General features: G+C 34.5%; 14 protein-coding genes and 1 pseudogene. 1 reads left to right on the top strand and 14 read right to left on the bottom strand.

All coding sequences use genetic code 11. The annotated features are described in order from the left end of the window. Positions 1 to 42 precede the first annotated feature (42 nt). The 7 genes from DP68_RS17525 to ppsA form a co-directional block, all read right to left on the bottom strand. Positions 43 to 1,221 (bottom strand): iron-containing alcohol dehydrogenase, encoded by a 1,179-nt coding sequence (locus tag DP68_RS17525; protein ID WP_035311718.1) that lies wholly within the window; start codon positions 1,219 to 1,221, stop codon positions 43 to 45. A gap of 147 nt (positions 1,222 to 1,368) precedes the next feature. Further along, positions 1,369 to 2,271 (bottom strand): methyltransferase domain-containing protein, encoded by a 903-nt coding sequence (locus DP68_RS17530; RefSeq protein ID WP_035311719.1) that lies wholly within the window; start codon positions 2,269 to 2,271, stop codon positions 1,369 to 1,371. Between the two features lie 409 nt (positions 2,272 to 2,680). Further along, positions 2,681 to 3,229, bottom strand: coding sequence for a flavin reductase family protein (locus DP68_RS17535; RefSeq protein ID WP_035311720.1), 549 nt, complete (start codon positions 3,227 to 3,229; stop codon positions 2,681 to 2,683). A gap of 237 nt (positions 3,230 to 3,466) precedes the next feature. After that, a complete protein-coding gene (locus DP68_RS17540; RefSeq protein WP_035311721.1) occupies positions 3,467 to 4,213 on the bottom strand; it encodes a flagellar motor protein MotB in 747 nt (248 codons plus the stop codon). Positions 4,214 to 4,225: 12 nt separating this feature from the next. Further along, positions 4,226 to 5,011, bottom strand: a complete 786-nt coding sequence (gene motA, locus DP68_RS17545) for a flagellar motor stator protein MotA (RefSeq protein ID WP_035311722.1) — start codon at positions 5,009 to 5,011, stop codon at positions 4,226 to 4,228. 362 nt (positions 5,012 to 5,373) lie between these two features. Continuing rightward, complete coding sequence (locus DP68_RS17550) at positions 5,374 to 6,468, bottom strand: 4Fe-4S dicluster domain-containing protein (RefSeq protein WP_035311723.1); 1,095 nt, start codon at positions 6,466 to 6,468, stop codon at positions 5,374 to 5,376. 89 nt (positions 6,469 to 6,557) lie between these two features. Beyond that, a complete protein-coding gene (gene ppsA, locus DP68_RS17555) occupies positions 6,558 to 9,179 on the bottom strand; it encodes a phosphoenolpyruvate synthase (RefSeq protein ID WP_035311724.1) in 2,622 nt (873 codons plus the stop codon). Positions 9,180 to 9,380: 201 nt separating this feature from the next. On the opposite strand from ppsA, the gene DP68_RS17560 reads away from it, so the two are divergent. Continuing rightward, entirely contained in the window at positions 9,381 to 9,965 is a 585-nt protein-coding gene (locus DP68_RS17560) for a TetR/AcrR family transcriptional regulator (protein ID WP_035311725.1), read from the top strand. Positions 9,966 to 10,099: 134 nt separating this feature from the next. On the opposite strand, the gene DP68_RS17565 is transcribed toward DP68_RS17560, so the two are convergent. From DP68_RS17565 to DP68_RS17595, 7 genes and pseudogenes are all read right to left on the bottom strand, one after another. Further along, positions 10,100 to 10,564, bottom strand: a complete 465-nt coding sequence (locus DP68_RS17565) for a flavodoxin domain-containing protein (protein ID WP_035311726.1) — start codon at positions 10,562 to 10,564, stop codon at positions 10,100 to 10,102. Between the two features lie 95 nt (positions 10,565 to 10,659). After that, positions 10,660 to 12,879, bottom strand: a complete 2,220-nt coding sequence (locus tag DP68_RS17570; RefSeq protein ID WP_291550196.1) for an ABC transporter permease — start codon at positions 12,877 to 12,879, stop codon at positions 10,660 to 10,662. Positions 12,880 to 12,908: 29 nt separating this feature from the next. After that, positions 12,909 to 13,607 (bottom strand): ABC transporter ATP-binding protein, encoded by a 699-nt coding sequence (locus tag DP68_RS17575; RefSeq protein WP_035311728.1) that lies wholly within the window; start codon positions 13,605 to 13,607, stop codon positions 12,909 to 12,911. Positions 13,608 to 13,611: 4 nt separating this feature from the next. Further along, the gene (locus DP68_RS17580) at positions 13,612 to 14,241 is read right to left on the bottom strand and encodes a TetR/AcrR family transcriptional regulator (protein ID WP_052085891.1); all 630 of its coding nucleotides are present in this window, start codon (positions 14,239 to 14,241) and stop codon (positions 13,612 to 13,614) included. A gap of 276 nt (positions 14,242 to 14,517) precedes the next feature. After that, positions 14,518 to 15,159, bottom strand: coding sequence for a TetR/AcrR family transcriptional regulator (locus tag DP68_RS17585; RefSeq protein ID WP_035311729.1), 642 nt, complete (start codon positions 15,157 to 15,159; stop codon positions 14,518 to 14,520). An 11-nt stretch (positions 15,160 to 15,170) separates the two neighbouring features. After that, positions 15,171 to 16,925: an amidohydrolase family protein gene (locus tag DP68_RS19080; protein WP_052085892.1), complete on the bottom strand. Its 1,755-nt coding sequence runs from the start codon at positions 16,923 to 16,925 to the stop codon at positions 15,171 to 15,173. A 332-nt stretch (positions 16,926 to 17,257) separates the two neighbouring features. Then, a pseudogene (locus DP68_RS17595) lies at positions 17,258 to 17,618 on the bottom strand (hypothetical protein); the annotation flags it as partial.

Genomic DNA, 17,618 nt, shown 5'->3' on the forward strand with positions numbered 1-17,618 from the left:
TTGTGAAAAGTCCTTCTTTATCACCTAAATAAAACTATGATATTATCTCGACATAGTATAAATGTTTTTCATATCCTCCATATCAAGCTTTTGAAATGCTCCAATAGTTCTCGTCTTGCCAAAGCTGCACTTATAAGCTAGTTCATCAATTTGTTTATCTGTTAATCGAACTCCAAGCTCGCTTATAGATGTTGGCATCTCTATGAAACGATAGAAGTTTTCCATTGCTTCTATTCCGTCTATTGCAACTTTTTCGGGATTTCTAAAGTCATTAGATATTCCCATTACATTTACTGCAAATTGCACAAAGCGTGAAATATTTGTCTTATACACATATCTAGCCCAGCTTCCCCATACAGCAGCCAATCCTGCACCATGAGCTACATCAAACATTCCACCAAGTTCATGTTCTAATTGATGGCATGACCAATCTCCGATAGAACCACATCCAGTTAAATCATTGTGTGAAAGACTTCCAGCCCACATAATTTCAGCACGTGCCTTATAATTTTCAGGATCTTTCATTAATATTTTTGTGTTATAAATTACAGTTCTCATTAGTCCTTCACTAATACTATCTGTAAGCTGCATACTTTCTACTGTGGTAAAATATCGTTCCATAGTGTGCATTAATATATCTGTACAGCCACTTGCAGTTTGATACTTTGGAAGCGTATAGGTAAGCTCAGGATTCATGATCGCAAATTTGCATCGCCCATATTCAGTGTTGCATGCTCTTTTTAACCAGCCTTCTTCATTCGTTATTACAGATGAATTACTCATCTCACTTCCTGCAGCTGAAATAGTAAGAACTGCTCCAATTGGTAAACATCCAATAGGCTTAACCTTACCTTCATACAAGTCCCATACGTCACAATCGTTCACCATACCGTATCCAATTGCCTTAGCAGAATCAATAACACTACCTCCGCCAACTGCTAGTATAAAATCAACACCTTCATTTTTACATAACTCAATACCTTCATATACTTTAGAAAGTCTAGGATTTGGAACTACACCTCCTAAACTTACATAATCAACTTCTGCATTTTTTAAAGAATCAAAAATCCTATCTAGTAGACCAGATTTTTTTGCACTACTTCCTCCAAAATGAACTAATACCTTTTTACAGTTCTGTGCCTTCACAAGAGCGCCAATCTTTGCTTCTGCATTCTTTCCAAAAACCACTTTAGTAGGTGCATAAAACTCAAAATTCCGCATTATTAACATACTCCTTATCTTCAATTTATCATATAACTTAAAATACTATCTAAATCTTTAAACCACTACACTAATTATACAATAACTTGGAATAATTTTGTTGTATTCTTCAATAAATTTACATTTTAAAGCAACATCCCTTATCTCTTATAAATTTGAATTTTTCTTCATACCAATTATTATGGCTAAATCTACAGTTATGGAAGATATATTTTTTTGAAATATACAATTTAAACTTTCAGTACTTTTTCCCCAGGTTAATGGTGTCATTTTAATGAAATGTGGTAAAAGTTCTTCATCCACAGCAAATTTATAGTTGATATTTTTAATATCCACTATATCTAATCTCTGACTGAAATAGTCAATTACTTTATTATTAGAATAATTGATAGCTTCCTTATCATTATAAATCGTTTCACGTAATTCTTTAAGATACTGTGATCCTGGAACCACCTTTATAACAATTCCTTTATCACTTAATATCCTATTAAATTCACTATAGTTAGCTGGAGAAAGTATATTTAAAACAACATCAAAACTCTTATCGTGAAAAGGTAATCTTGATAAATCTGCCACAGACCAAATAATATCAGTATTGTTACTTGCAGCAATGTTGATGCTATCTTTTGAAATATCTACTCCCACAAAAGTGTCCTTTGAATTTCCTTTTCTCCTTTTGAAAATATCGTAAATATGTGAACCTTCTCCACATCCTGCATCCAAAATAGTTATCTTTTCTTTACAAATGCGATTTCCATATTGTGAAATTATCTTTGATAACATCTCAATTAAAGGTTCATAAAAACCAGCCCTGCAAACTTTATGTCTTGATTCAAATAACTCCTTAGAATATACAGGAGCATTATTTGATGTTAATAAATTCAAATAACCTTTCTTAGATAAATCGAAGCAGTGTCTAGAATCACAAGCTAAACTATTTAAATCATTTATAGACATTGTTCCACTACATACAGGACATTTAAAAATTCTTTGATTTTTCTTTATAAGTTCTCTAGCTCTATCTTTTTTCTTAATACTATTTATACACATATTCTCAAATCCACCTCATTTAATAATTTGATGTGAATTCTTGAAAATGATCATTCTTAATTAACAAAATGGGTTGCAAATGAACATACTTCATCTGCAACCCTTATATACTCTTATAAAATATAGCACATTAAAAACTACATTAAAGTAGTTTCGCATTAATGCCTATAATAAGATACATATTAAAGTGTTTGAATGTTCATTGCAAGAATCCTCAAATAAGGTACAACAAATAAACCTAATGCAATAGGTATCTTTTACCTTATCTTTTATTTAGTTATTTAAATTAAACTAAATTACGGAATCTTATAAAAAATATGCCCACTCTTAACACTTCTAGCACCTCATCTTTTAATTTTTACTAATTATATCATGAACTTTATTAGTTATCAATAACTCTAGAATTCTTTTACTTGCTGCCCTCACATACTTTGAATATTGACCCAACTCTATCATTTAAATCAAAGTATCCTGAATCCATTAATATAGTTGGTTTAACTTTTAAAGCATTTGGCCTTCCATTTTCTAAGCACTCCTCATTGGCATATGCAGATACAATCTCACCAATAAACATTGTAAAATCAAACATAGGAATAGTCTGTATTACCTTACAAAGATAATTTACAGGACATTCCTTTATCAATGGTGCATTTCCTGCCTCATCATAAAATGATTCAAATACCTTTGATTTATCTACCTTATTACCAGAAACAGTTCCGCAGTAATCAGTTTTCTCAACAGACTCAGACGAAGGAATGTTTACACTGAAAAAGCCATTTTCCAGTACTCCTTTTGTTGTACAGTGGGTATTCTTTAATGAAATATAAAGTACTGGCTTTTGACTTACAACCCCATATGCTCCAATGGTAGCATAGTTTGGTTTTCCATTAACAGTAGCTCCTGCTAGAACGGCAATATATGGTCCAAATGGAATGTTTGATATCTTTTGTTTTCTCATTTTTATTCTCTCCTCTTTTAATCAATATTTGTTGCAACACTGAAAATTATAAGATAAAAGAAAATAAATTTATAGACTTTTTCTTTCCAATAGGATATCATATAGATAAAGTATGCCCCTTAGAAGGTGTACTCTTTTTTATTATTTTTATCACTAATGTAATAGGGATGAAAATAACAAATTAAAAAAGCACCTATTATCAACAGATGCCTCTTCTTTATAGTAATATCTAATTTTTTACTTTGCCTTATCATCCTTAGCAGGTGCTGAATACTTACGAACAACAAAAATTTCTACTCTTCTATTTCTTGCTCTACCTTCCTCTGTAGAATTATCGTACTTAGGCATATGTTCAGCATAAGCCTCAATTGATAATTTTCCTGAATCTATTCCCCCTGCGTCAGCCATAAAATTCATTACATTTATAGCTCTCATTGCACTTAGCTCCCAATTTGAATGAAATTTTTCATTGCTAATAGGAATGTTATCTGTGTGTCCTACAACTTTAACATTGTTATCTAATTTGTGAATCATGCTTGAAATTTGCAGAAGTAATGGCTCTACTTCTTTTAGCACTCTTGCATCACCTGAATTAAAAAGCACAACGTCCTGTATTGAAATTCCTAATCCTTCATCATTAAGGTTAAGTTTAACATTATCAGAATATCCCCTCTTTTTAATTTCTTGCTGCAGCGTTCCCATAACTTCTTTCATCTTCTTGTCTTCAACTACATTATCAGCAGTAGGCGCTGGCTTTGATTCATCAGCCACAAAGCCTGTACTACCATTTTCCGTCATCACCCCACTGCCACCTGAAAAAATAACATTAAAATCTTCACTAACACTTTTAAACTTTGCTTTATCAAGTTCACTCATAGCAAACATAACGATAAAAAGCGCCAATAAAAGGGTTAACATATCTCCATAAGGAATAAGCCATGATTCATCCACATGTTCTTCATGATGTTCTTTTTTCTTCCTCATCATTGATCTCCTTTAAGCATTCCCATTGCTCTTCTCAACGCTTATTCTATCTTTTGGTTTCAACATACCAAGTAATTTCATTTCTATACTTTTTGGATTTTTTCCTTCCTGAATACATAAAACACCTTCAAGTATAATACGCATATTAGTTACTTCCTCGTGGGATTTTCTCTTTAATCTAGTTGCAAAAGGATGAAGAATTACATATCCAAAGAAAATTCCATAGAGTGTTGCAACGAATGCAGCAGCTATCATATGTCCAAGTTTTTCAGTATCATTTAAGTTTCCAAGGGCACCAATTAAACCAATAACAGCTCCTAGAACTCCAAGCGTTGGTGCAGATCCCCCTGCTGTTGTAAAAATTGAAGCACCTGCACGATGCCTTTCTTCCATTTCTTCAATTTCGATATTTAAAACATCACTAATAAATTCCGGATCTGAACCATCTACTACCATCTCAAAGCCTTTTTTCATAAACTTATTGTCCAGCCCTTGTATGGTAGCTTCAAGTGATAATAATCCATTTTTTCGAGTTGATTGAGACATATCAACGATTTGTTTCACAATATCAGCTGGACTTTCCCCTTTTTTATCTTTGAAAAGAACGCCTATAATCTTAGGGATTCTGAGAAATTCATTCTTTGGAAACGAGTTCATTACCGCCGCAATTGTACCAACAATAATTATAATAGCAGCAGCAGGATTTAATAGTACCGCAACATCTGCACCTTTTACAATCATTCCGACAATTACTGAGAAAAAACCTATGGCAATCCCTAAAAGTAAAAAAATATCCATTTTATGCCTCCTTAATTCTTTCGTTATATATAAATTATGCTAAGTTTAAAAATCCAATAATTAGATCACTAACAATCCCCAAGAATAATTTAATCTTTAAGTAATAATTCGGCTAGTTTTATTCTAGCTTTAGATATAATTTACTAAACTTTCCTTTTATTATATCATTCTTGATAATATGTATCAATAATCGACATAAGATTGTCACTATTTGCAAAATATTCTTACATGACTCTTTCCAAGCACTTCTTTAGTTCCTTATGCTGTAAAATGACTAACTTTTCACTATGTGAAGACTCATAAAGAAAACCGGTCAAAGTGATATTCACTCTAACCGGCATATTTTCATAAATAATATACATTTAAATCGAAACATCCTTAGATGTTCCTTGTTTTCTCTGCTTTCTATCCAAATACCTGGTTGAATAAGATAAAGTTTTTGTAGGACAGGCATCTACACAGTGTCCGCATCCCACACATCTAAGCTCTTTAACCTCTTCACCATTCTCAGCTTTTTTCCTAATATCAATAGCCATAGGACAGGCCGAATTACATTTACTGCATTGCGCGCATTTTGTATTGTCTGTAGTAATCTTTTGACCTGCAGCTTTTCCCATAAGTCCTAAAACAGTACCTAAGGGACAATAATGACAATATCCCCTGCCCATGAAAGCTACCCAAAAAAACATAGCCATTAACAGTTCTCCAACTAAATACTTATAGTTCTCCATCTTACTAATTATATTGCTATCTCCAGGAACTGATATACCTAATGAAATCATTATCCAATATAAACTAAATAAAATGGAAACAAAAAGAAATATCCATCTTAAAATAGAAAAAATCTTAAGTGTCTTTGGCTTCACTTCGCTTGCTTTTCCAACTAACGGAAATGCTGGAGCAAACACTTCTGATGCAAAACCATTAAAAAGGCATAGGGTAGAACATTGCCACCGCCTCCCAAATAAAAGCGTTCCTAAAAGTACTAAAATGCACATAATAATATAAAATGCTAATGCAGTTGTTATCCCTGTTAAGCCCCATACAGGGAATCGGCTAGCATAAAAGTTAGATGTCGTATCTAATAATTGTAAGGGTGTAGTAGTCCACGGTAATGGCATCGTAAAAAAATACAACTCAGAGTTTTTTAAAAACAAAGGTCCTACTATATGAACAACCATGGCAGATATAATAAAGCCAATCAAATTTCTCTTTCTCATTGTGTTTATCTTAGAACCGCCCACTATTCTTAATGTAAGAAAGCTGCATATTATTATAAAAAGAGTTTTTATCCAATTTTCATAGAAATGCCAAAACCATGCAATAAACTTTGCTGTTGATTTTGGTGCATGGCTGGCATATCCATAATTTAATCCTGCAATTATAATACATAGACTAATATATATCCAAAGAATAGCTTTCAAAATTTTTAATTCCTTGCCTTTGCTATTATCCATAGCATTTCACCTCACATTCATATTTATCTATCTTGTATTATAATATTCTGACTACATCAGTACCATTACAATGACGACAAACTCGACCTTTAAAGTATCTCCACATATCCTTCAGTCCCATTTACCCTAATTCTCTGGCCATCTTTTATAAGCTTTGTAGCATTTTCAACGCCTACTACTCCTGGAAGGCCGTATTCTCGTGTAATAACTGCACCGTGAGTAGTAAATCCTCCTACTTCAGTAACTAATCCTTTTATGGTGACGAACAATGGAGTCCAACTTGGATCTGTAAACTGAGTCACAAGAATATCGCCATCTTCCAGCTTAGCTTCACCTACTGATAGAACTACCCTAGCACGACCTTCCACTATGCCAGTAGAAACAGGGATACCTGAAATTGCCCCTTTAGGTATATTTCCTGTTGAGAAGCTATATGGCGGAACAAATCCCTCGGAAGTAAATACACGTGGAGGAGTAAGCTTTTCATAACGAGCATAATTCTCTTTTCTTTCTACTATAATCGAATAGTCCAACTTGTTTGTCCTTACTACATCACGAAGTTCATCCAAGTACAAATAGAATATATCCTCAGCATTTTTGATAATTCCCTTTTCTGCAAGCTTGCGTGCTTCTTCCATAAGTGCCTTCTTATAAACCTGATAGCGTCGAACAATATAATATTTAGGATCTTCGCGGCATCCTATGAAGTTGCGAAGTAAGCTAATGCTCTTTCCAATCTTTTTCGCCTTCTTACTGCCTCCTGGCAAATTCTTCAAACGGAGGATGATCTCCTCTTCCTTATCCTTTGCTTCCTGTCTTCCCGCCTGGAATTTGATTCTATGCTCACCTGGCTTTAGAACACTAATATTATTAAGAAGCATAGGAATAAGCTGTGTAGGTTTTTCTTCGAAACGCTCTCTAGTAATATCTATCTCTCCGGGGCATCGCATTCCATATTTATTTAAAAACAGTCTAAATGCTTCACTTGTTTCTTTGCCTCCGGTCAGCCTTTCCATATCCTCAAAAAACTTCTCATCACCAGGATTCTGGGAAATATATTGTAGGATTTTTGGGTGTTTACGGATAATATCCGCTACATCACATAAAGCTAACCCCATCTCAGTAGTAACATTATGATCCAGGGATTTGGTAAGTGTATCAGCTGCATTCTTATCTCCCAACAATTTCTCAACTTTCTTATTGAGAGAGTCGTTAACCAATATTGCTGCAATTATAGCACCCAGCATTTTTGGATTATATGCCACCTTCAATAGTTTCTCACGATCCTTAACTATGAATTCAAAGACCTGATCTCCCGAAAGCTTGGAGAGTTGTTGCTCCATATCCATAACTTCTTTCTCAAATTCATTAGTTAATTTCTTAATAATTGAAGGGGCATTTTTTCTACTTATTTTTATTGTCTCGATAATAGAAGCTAAGGTAAAAATGCCCCCTTGTACATTTCTTTTACCCTTTGGAAGAGATGCCATAAAATTCTTATCTTCTATAAGATTTTTTATAGCACTCTGTATTAGTGGATCCTGCTTACCGCTTGCCATCACTAACCGGCTGCGCCCTATGGTCGAGGCCAGGTCATGGGTAATATCTGTGTAAACTCTACCTCCTATCTTCTCCATTGAGACTTCAGAAATCATTTCAAAGAAGGACATCCCCAATGGCTTAATAGCGTCCGTCATCATTTGCGTATGGCCAATTGACATATATACACGAGGTTTCTTGGAGCCTATTACCTTTGGAAGCGGAAACAATGTAGTAATAGAACGACTTTGAACAATATAAAACTCGTTATCTACAAGGCACCATTCTATATCTTGAGGAGATCCGAAATAGGATTCGATTTTCTTTCCTATAGCAGCAAGCTTTTGTATTTTATCATCTTCTAATACCTGTTCTTGCTGTCTGCCATTTTCAATTCTTATTTCTTTAGTGCCTCCACTTTGGTCAGTCCTGATTTCTATCTCCTTTGTTCCTATATTTTTTTTAGTAATCTTACCATTTACAACCTTATAAATATCTGGGTTCACCAATCCAGATACTAATGCCTCACCAAGTCCAAATCCAGCATCAATGGTAAGTGTCTTTCTATCAGAGGTCATTGGATCTGCTGTAAACATAATCCCTGAGGCTTCTGACATAATCATCTTTTGTACAACTACAGATAATAATACTTTTCTATGATCAAAACCATTTTGTATACGATACGTCACTGCACGATCAGTAAAAAGTGATGCCCAGCATTTTATTATATGTTGTATAACCTCATCCTTCCCCCTAATATTTAAGTATGTGTCCTGCTGTCCGGCAAATGATGCATGGGGAAGGTCCTCTGCTGTAGCACTTGAACGTATGGCATAGGCTTCATTACTGCCGTATATTAATAATACCCTAGTTATTTCATTTTCAATATCAACTCCCATTCTTAGGTTTTCAATAACTAAACGTATTTTCTTACTAATTTTTGAAATTTTGTCCCTGTCATCAGATTTTAATTCTCTTAACTTATCAATTAGCACTTTCAGATCCGCATTATTGTCAATGAATTTTTTGTATGCTTTAGTTGTTATGCAAAAGCCATCTGGCACTGATATTCCATCAACTTTTGACAGTTGTCCAAGGTTTAGGCCTTTTCCTCCGACAATCATGAGTTTTGTTTTATCTATTTCATTAAAAGTTAAAATATATGGTTTCATAGCATCCTCCATAATTCTTATAATATTTTAATATCCCAGTTCTCCTGTGCTCCATTCCTGTTAAAAAGGGTATGAAATAAAGTTTTGAAATATTTACACTTTTATTTCATAATATATCTAGAAAATACTATTGTCAATGTTTTTTGAAATATTGTTTATTATATTTCAAAACTATGTTATAATTGAATCTAGGTGATGAACATGAATGGATATGAAAAAAGAACAAAGATAAAAAAAGACTCTATCATTAGTGCTGCATGGGAACTTTTTTCTAAGAGAGGCATAACTGATGTTGGTATAAGCGAAATAGCTGCAAAGGCTAAGGTTTCACAGGTTTCCATCTATAATTATTTTGGCGATAAGAATACTCTTGCCAAGGAAGTACTTGTTTCTTATTTGGATAAAGCAATCAAAGGGTATGATGAAATACTAGAAAGAGAAATCCCTTTTTCTGAAAAGCTCAAAATTATTATGGATAAAAAGCATGAGGCCACAGCTGAATTAAGCCGCTCAGCTTTTAGCAAGTACGCATGGGGAGATAAAACTTTACAACAGGTATATAAAGAGGCTGCAAACTCAAAAGCAATCACAGTATACAATAAATTTATTGAGTTAGGTAAAAAAGAAGGGGCCATTGACAGAAGTATTCCAGACGATGCGATTCTAGCATTCCTTCTATCCTCAGTTTCCATTATTGAGCAGTCTGATTATCTTAAAACTAGTCCCGAATACAAGATGGGAATACTAAAGTTATTTTTTTATGGCTTGTTAGGAAAAGAAGAATAGTTAACTTTGCAGGTTGATCATAAATAAAAGCCCTTGAGTTTAATAACTATAACCAAGGGCTTATTTTTGTTTATATTGACCATTTTCCATAAATATCCCTATATGAGTATAATAGCTTTAGATATCAATGGAATTTAATAAAGCAATACTTTCTCAATAAATTCTTCTGCTTTTCTAAGGTCTTTATCATTTGGATGTCCTTGTGATAATCTGCCTATGATATCAAAAAGTTTAATATTAGTAAATTCCTTTGCCACAAAGCTGCCTTTACATGCAAAACTGCCCTTATTTATTGCTCCCTTTGATACCAATAACTTAATTAGCTTATTATTATAGAACTTCATTCCAATTCCACTGGTTGAAAATACAAAGATGTTTTTACCTCTTACATTTAATTTGTCAGCAAATTTAAATATCTTTGGTGACATACTTTCTTTGTACACCCCTGAACCAAATCCAATTAAATCATAACTTTCAATATCAACGTTATCAATATCTTTTATATTTATTAGCTCTGAATTAGATTTCTCAGCAAATATCTTTGCGATCTTTTCAGTGTTTTTCTTATAGTTAGAACAATATATAATCAAGGATTTCATAAATCATTCCCCCCGCTTAATTTTTCTCTAATTAAAATTATATCAGAAATGTGTCCATCCAACATTAGTAGTTGTTGCAAGCATACTTCCTTTTTCTACTCCGTTCCTACTTTTAGTGCCTCGCTCATAGAAACTGCGTTCACTTTTTTTGCACACATCAGCTTGCTTAGCTGATAGATTAGCATAATAGCTGTAAAGCATATAACTACATAAAGCGGACTAATAATAGTTGGCAAGACTAAGTTTATCATAGAGCCAAGATAACTGTATATTGCATTCATTGATGCCGTCATAACCGGAATACTGATAATAAATCCGGTCAATATGACAAAGGTAGAACTGTTTAATACCATGGACCGAATCTCACGTCGCTTGTATCCAAATATCTTAAAGAGAGAGATGGTGTTTTTGTTTTCCTCTATAATAAGCGAAATTACAAGATAGATGATAATGAAGCCCACAGCACAAGCGATAATGGTCATTGCCACCACCATGGAAACCATTGGTCCCAGCAATTCATCCATGGCATTAGCAGCCTCCTTCAGCGACTTTGTTCCTGAAAGCTGTTCATCAGGAATATCAAGCTTTTTTGTGCTCCAAAGTCCCATATAACTGTTTTCAGGAAGCCTGAGCTTTGAGTTAAATTCATTTATCGGTATGAAGATGAACTGTCCTGCATAGGAGTCTGCAACAGCATCAATATGAAAGACGTAAGACTTTCCATCCTGCTTGTTTATGAAACTTACGTTGTCGCCTTCTTTAATACCTAATCGATCAGCTAAAGGCTTTGTAATATTTGTCTGGTTATTAGAGAGTGGATTGCCTTTTTTATCCTTTAGTGTCAAAGTGCTCGAATCTGACTCTACACCAGTTGCGTAAAACTCAACTCCCTCGTTATTTTCAGGATAAAACCTTCCGGCAGCGAAAACCTCTGCACCTTCAGGCACTTTACCATATTGTAGTTTCTTGAAGGCGTATTCGTATTCAAATTTATAAGTACCTGTGGTGCTGTTTTTGAATGTATAATCCATAGAGCTCATAATTGTAAAACCTAAAAGCATCATTACAGATGCGCTGGTAACGCCTAAAAGCAGGAACAAAAGCCGTGAAATACTTCTAAGCTGCTCCCGGAGCTTAAACTTTGTTCTAAAACTAAATCTTTCAAGTTTAAGAACGCGTTCCAGGGCATTAACCTTGTTTTTTTGTTCGCTGCCTTTCATAAGTTCAGCGGGAGAATGTTTCAGTTGGGAACGAATAACTAAATAGCTGCTAATCCCCAGAAATAATATAGGAGTTATTATTCCTATCAAGACATTAAAAACACTGAGTTTTATGTCAATAACAGGAACATTGTAGTATGAAATCATAGCCATAACCGACGGTGCAACGGATGGCAACGCCAGCAAACTTCCCATCAATCCTCCTGCTAAAGCGAGCAGAAGAGGAACGGCCATATAGTGGTATATCAATTCACGCCGCCTGTAGCCTTGTGCGTAGAGTGTCCCAATAATCACCGAGTCATGACGTATCATACGCCATATCATAATGCCGATAATTAGGCAGCAAAGAAAAAACATTGCCGTGGGCAGAGGGACGCTCATCGTCTTTAGGCCGGTTATGGAAGCCCAAGCCGTTCTTGCGCGCTTGTTATTCAAAGTATCAACCCAATCGGATTCTGTTATGCCTTCTGCATGCAGCATTTCTCTAAACTCCACCGCCTGCTTATTGAGGCTTTGCTCTCTGTCATTAAATCTAACAGAATAAATTGTGGTAAAGTTATCAATACCCTCAAGCACATCTCGATGCGTAACACCAACACCGAAATTGTTAGGTGAAACCATGATATCATTCACATTCTTTAAGGGATAGATATAGTGGGGTAGTGACACAAAGCCCACTACAGTGAAGGTTTTGCCTGCAGCTTCTATTTTGCTTCCCACAGCATAGTGATTTGCTTTTGCAAAGGCAGGGTCAAGCAATATTTCTTCCTGCCCCAAAAGCTCTCGCACCTCTATTACAGCTGGGATGTTTAGTTTTTCTGTTTTACTGAGCAATCGCAATGTCAACGTGTCGGAAAGTTCAGCGTCGAAGCTTTTGGACTCTTCAATTATTGCCTTAGCCTCTTTCTCTAATTCAGCAACATTCCCAATAGGCTTATCAGTCCTAAAGGATAGATCTTCTTGGTTATGCCCCTCTGTAAATGTAGTTACCAAAGTTCCGAGATTCTGAGAAATCTCCATAGAAACTATAAAGGTATAGCTTCCGAGCAGGATTAGTATAAGAACACCAAGGTATCGTAATTTGTTTTCTTTCAATATCCTTAAAACCCTTTTATTCAGTACCATTACCACTCAATCCTTTCTGCTGAAATAATGCTTTGATTAATTGCTTCATCAACAATTTCCCCACTTCTCAGCTTAAAGACCTTGTTTGCCATAGCCGCAATGGCAGAATTGTGGGTTATCATCAAAATGGTTGTACCATATTTTTCATTTACCTTTTGTAAAAGCTGAAGTATACTGCGAGATGTTTGATAATCAAGAGCACCGGTTGGCTCATCGCATAGCAGCAGTTTGGGATTTTTGACAATTGCCCTGGCGATGGAGACCCTCTGTTGCTCACCGCCGCTAAGCTCCCTTGGAAAGCGGTGCTTTTTATCCTGCATTCCCACCGCCTCTAAAACTTCGTCAATATTTAAAGGTGATTTGCTTATATTAGAAACTACTTCAATATTTTCTCCCACTGTAAGGTTAGGAACAAGGTTATAGAACTGAAAGATGAAGCCAATGTCCTTTCGTCTATAGTCCGTCAACTGGTCGTCCTTCAAATTGTTTAACTCGACTCCGTCAATGAAGACACAGCCGCTGTCTCCCCGGTCAATTCCACCAATTATATTCATCAGCGTGGACTTTCCTGAGCCTGAAGGCCCGAGGATTACACCAATCTCTCCCTTGCCAAGCTTCAGTCCAATTCCCTTTAAGACTTCAGTTCTAACCTCCCCTGATGTGTAGACTTTTTTTAAGTTTGAAACATCAATGAACATATTATTATTCCCCCTTTTTATAAAAACAACGTTCTAATATGTCAAAATACTCGTCCCATTCCTCAAGCATTTCCGTGCTAATATCTTTATAAGAATTTAGCCTATTTCTTTGCTGCTCTGAAAAACTCAGCATTGTCCAACTAATAATATTCATCACTTTTTCAAAATCCATATCATCACGAAATTTTGTCATATCTATGTTTTTAAATCCTCTTTCAAACCCGTTTTCAATGACATGTTTACATATTTCCTCGATTTCAGATTTTACTTCTTCGGAGTGTTCATTACCAGCAGCCTGAATAAATTCAAAGGCCTGCGGAAATTTCTTCATGATTTTAAATTTTATTAGTCCTATTTCCTTTGTTCTTTTAAAAAAATCTGTTTCATTATAGTTAATTTCATCATAGATTTTATCTATAATCTCAGTTATGCGTTCAAACAAGTATAAATATAAATCCTTCTTACTCTTAAAATAGTTGAATAATGATCCTTTAGATATATTCGCTTCTTTTATAATCTCATTTGTAGAAGCCCTTTCATAACCATTTTGTGCAAACTCTTTAAGAGCTGCGTTAATTATGCGTTCTCGCTTCTCCGTTTCCAAGCTATAAAATTTCTGATATATATTAATCACCTCATTTCCTTAGTATCAACAACCTAATGACCACTGTGGTCATATTTTATATATTACATCTAGTGACCAGAATGGTCAAGAAAATTTCTTAAAATTTCTAAAATAAACCTTTACTTAATAAACAAAGTTTATTTTCTACTTTGCATATTTTTATTTTTGTATACAAGTTAGACCCTAAAAATAAAAATCCCCTCAAACTGATCAGTTTGAGGGAACATAAAATACACTTCAATATGAACTATTCAACTTGCAACGTGTGTATCACTTTTTTACTTATTATTTCTCCGCCTCTTCATCATACAGGCTAAATTCTTCTGGAGAGATACCCAAAGTTCTAGCTATTAAATTTCTCAAAGAAAGTAAATACTGACGGTGCTTTCTTTCATCATGCAAATACTCCTCATAGGATGTACTTTGTACCACACTAGTAACTGTCCGTATCAAAATATCTGCAGTCTCATGAGGATAATCCACATGAAACACTCCCTCTTTAGCTCCCTGATCAATGATCTTAGCGAAAGGCTCTACCATTTTCTGTGACATTGCTAAACTATATTTGTACTGTGCAACATCAGATTGTAAGATACTAGCCAAGAGTGTTGCATATTCTATTTTCGTACTTTGAAACTCGGATTTCTTTCTCATGAACAGCTTAAACTTTTCTAGTGCATCGAGTCTATTATCCTCTACAGTGGGCATCAGATATTCTATTGATTCTTCAATGATATTGTTGATGCTTTCAGAAAGCACTTCATCTTTTGATTTAAAATAATGATAAAAACCTCCCTTTGAGATTCCGCTCTCTTTCAAAATATCATCTATACTGGTTTGTTCGTACCCTTTATCTAAAAAAAGCTTTTCTGCAACTTTCAGTAGTTCTTTTTTCTTGTTTTCATGATTATCTGCAGATCTTGCCATAATATTTCCTCCTAATCAACAATCATATTCATTAAAGCTTTGTATCCCTTAGGGTTATTTCTTACCATATTGTCAATTAGATAAAGCCATACCCTTGGCTTTTTAACTGTCATATAAAATAATATATTGATAGGCTGTGAGACATAGGGCAATACGCTATCCGTATGGGTTAATATAAACTGTGTATTACTTAAATATCTTGCGTATGCCCCCAAATAAAATGACTTTGCCATAAAATATATAGCATCAAGGTAATTTTCATTCATTAAAGGAATTCCTTTACTATCCTGAGGATGAATCATCACTGGTACTTTAATGTTAGATAACCTTTTTAATATAGCGTCATCTAAAAATTTATCAAATTTTGTTTCATTTATATTGGTTGACAGGGTAATGCCATCAAGTTTTAGCTCTTCGAGGCAGTAATCTATTTCACTAATGGTATGAAGCGGTTGATTTATATCCACTGCTCCGAAGGCCCCAAAGTGTTGGGGGTTCCCATTGCGAATTTTTGAAACCTCCTCATTGTAAACCCTTAAAATGCACATAATATCTTTTCCTGACATCTGCCATAATTCTGGCAAGTCAAAAGATAACATCACTTTATTATATCCTTCTTCTCTCATCCATTCCAATGTTTCTTCTTCATTCCAAAGCTTTAAGTCACTTAACTCAAAAGATGGTTCTATAGATTTTATTGTTTCCACTACCCTTTTCGGAACACAGTGATAGTGGTACTTTATTTTTTTAGATTGTTTTTCTGACTTATAATCTTTAATAATTATAGGCGTCTGATTTTCTTTACTTACTGGTACTTTACTTTGAGCAAATAATCTCTTGGCATTTCCCATAAATATATCTTCGATTTCATTTTCTTTCAATCCAAGCTTTTCATCTAATTGGCTGTAACTCTTGATTAATACTGTAGCTGCCATTTTATTGGCCCATCCAATATCACTGCCAAATAACACATGCTGCCCATCAGAAAAATTAAGAAGCTGTGGAATTTGTTCATCATAAGCCTTTGAAGCGGTATCTAAAAAAACCTGGGACTTCCACTGCTTAAGCTCAGCCTCAATGTTTGGATTTTCATCTTTAAGGGACTGTACGATGCTTTCATAGAGGGGTGATAATATACCTCCCCCATGAGATAGAATCCATCGTATGTTGGGATAATCCCTGTGATAACCACTTTTAATAAAGTCAATGACTGTTCTTGTTGTATCGTTTTGCCATAAATATAAAGGATTTAAAAATCGATGATCATCTCTATGAGTTATTCCATTAGGATGTACATATATAATGGCATTGCGTTTGTTAAGTTCAGAATAAAATTCACGATAATTCTTATCTCCAAGATATTTGCCATTTACATTAGACATTAAACCAATACCGTCAAGTTTCAAAATATCTAATGCATACTCTACCTCCCTAAGTGCACTTGTAACATCTGGTAAAGCTACCGATGCAAATCCGCCAAATCTTCCTGGATAATCCTTTACCATTTTAGCAATATACTCATTGCACCTTCTGCTAAGTTTTTCGCTATATGCTGCGTCCTTAAGAAAGATACCTGGAGCAGATATTGACACAAAAGCTTTTTCAATTTGAAGAGTATTCATCATCTTTAAGGATGATTCCGGGGTCCATTTTGGCCATTTTAGAGTATTAAACTCCATCATCCCCATTTTCTTCATTTCTTCTACGTAGAAATCTGGTACAATATGGTGATGTATATCCCATTTTAAATATTTTTTTCCTTTCACTACAACCCTTCCTTTATATCTCAATGTGTTTTAGAATAACTGCAATTAATATACCGTCGTCGGTTTATTAATATTGTACACCTGATGCAAATATTCTGTCAATTATTTATTTTTCTTTTTATTCATTTGTTTAATTGTGCATAAAAGTTAGATACACTAAAGCAAAATTCCCTCAAACTAATCAGTCTGAGGGAACATAAAACACATACTAAATTGTCAATGCTTCAGATTCGATTATTTGCCGTACCCATCTTTTTCAAAATCCCTAACTTTCTTCATCACCAAATCCTCTAATTGCTATAAATACTTCATGAATATTTATAGCAATTTCTTTAGTCTTTAATTAACTTAACCGTCACGAGACAGCCTGCAAAGCAAAGCCCTATTACCAAATAAAAAATAAAATAATAATTCTTAAAGATATCTAAAATTAATCCAGATCCTGATACACCTAAAATAGCTCCTATTCCATAGGCCGTAAATACAACTCCATAGTTTTGGCTATAGTGCTTTGCTCCATACAACATTTCTGTGGCAGTTGGAACTATTGCAAGTGGAGCTGTGACCAATGGTGATACTGCAAAACCTAACAAAACAAGTCCAATAACAAATCCCTTTTTTTCCGGGAACCATTTTGTTACTATTGCTAAAGGAACGCCATAAGCTATACCAACTCCTGCACCGCCAATAACC

Origin of the sequence: Clostridium sp. HMP27 (genome assembly GCF_000765165.1) — a bacterium.
Taxonomy (GTDB): Bacteria; Bacillota; Clostridia; order Clostridiales; family Clostridiaceae; genus Clostridium_AK.

Excerpts from the sequence above, each read along its gene's own strand:
- DP68_RS17530 (WP_035311719.1), bottom strand. The coding sequence starts at position 2,271 with ATGTGTATAAATAGTATTAAGAAAAAAGATAGAGCTAGAGAACTTATA.
- DP68_RS17585 (WP_035311729.1), bottom strand. The coding sequence starts at position 15,159 with ATGGCAAGATCTGCAGATAATCATGAAAACAAGAAAAAAGAACTACTG.
- DP68_RS17535 (WP_035311720.1), bottom strand. The coding sequence starts at position 3,229 with ATGAGAAAACAAAAGATATCAAACATTCCATTTGGACCATATATTGCC.
- DP68_RS17540 (WP_035311721.1), bottom strand. The coding sequence starts at position 4,213 with ATGAGGAAGAAAAAAGAACATCATGAAGAACATGTGGATGAATCATGG.
- motA (WP_035311722.1), bottom strand. The coding sequence starts at position 5,011 with ATGGATATTTTTTTACTTTTAGGGATTGCCATAGGTTTTTTCTCAGTA.
- DP68_RS17565 (WP_035311726.1), bottom strand. The coding sequence starts at position 10,564 with ATGAAATCCTTGATTATATATTGTTCTAACTATAAGAAAAACACTGAA.
- DP68_RS17560 (WP_035311725.1), top strand. The coding sequence starts at position 9,381 with ATGAATGGATATGAAAAAAGAACAAAGATAAAAAAAGACTCTATCATT.
- DP68_RS17550 (WP_035311723.1), bottom strand. The coding sequence starts at position 6,468 with ATGGATAATAGCAAAGGCAAGGAATTAAAAATTTTGAAAGCTATTCTT.
- DP68_RS17575 (WP_035311728.1), bottom strand. The coding sequence starts at position 13,607 with ATGTTCATTGATGTTTCAAACTTAAAAAAAGTCTACACATCAGGGGAG.
- DP68_RS17525 (WP_035311718.1), bottom strand. The coding sequence starts at position 1,221 with ATGCGGAATTTTGAGTTTTATGCACCTACTAAAGTGGTTTTTGGAAAG.
- ppsA (WP_035311724.1), bottom strand. The coding sequence starts at position 9,179 with ATGAAACCATATATTTTAACTTTTAATGAAATAGATAAAACAAAACTC.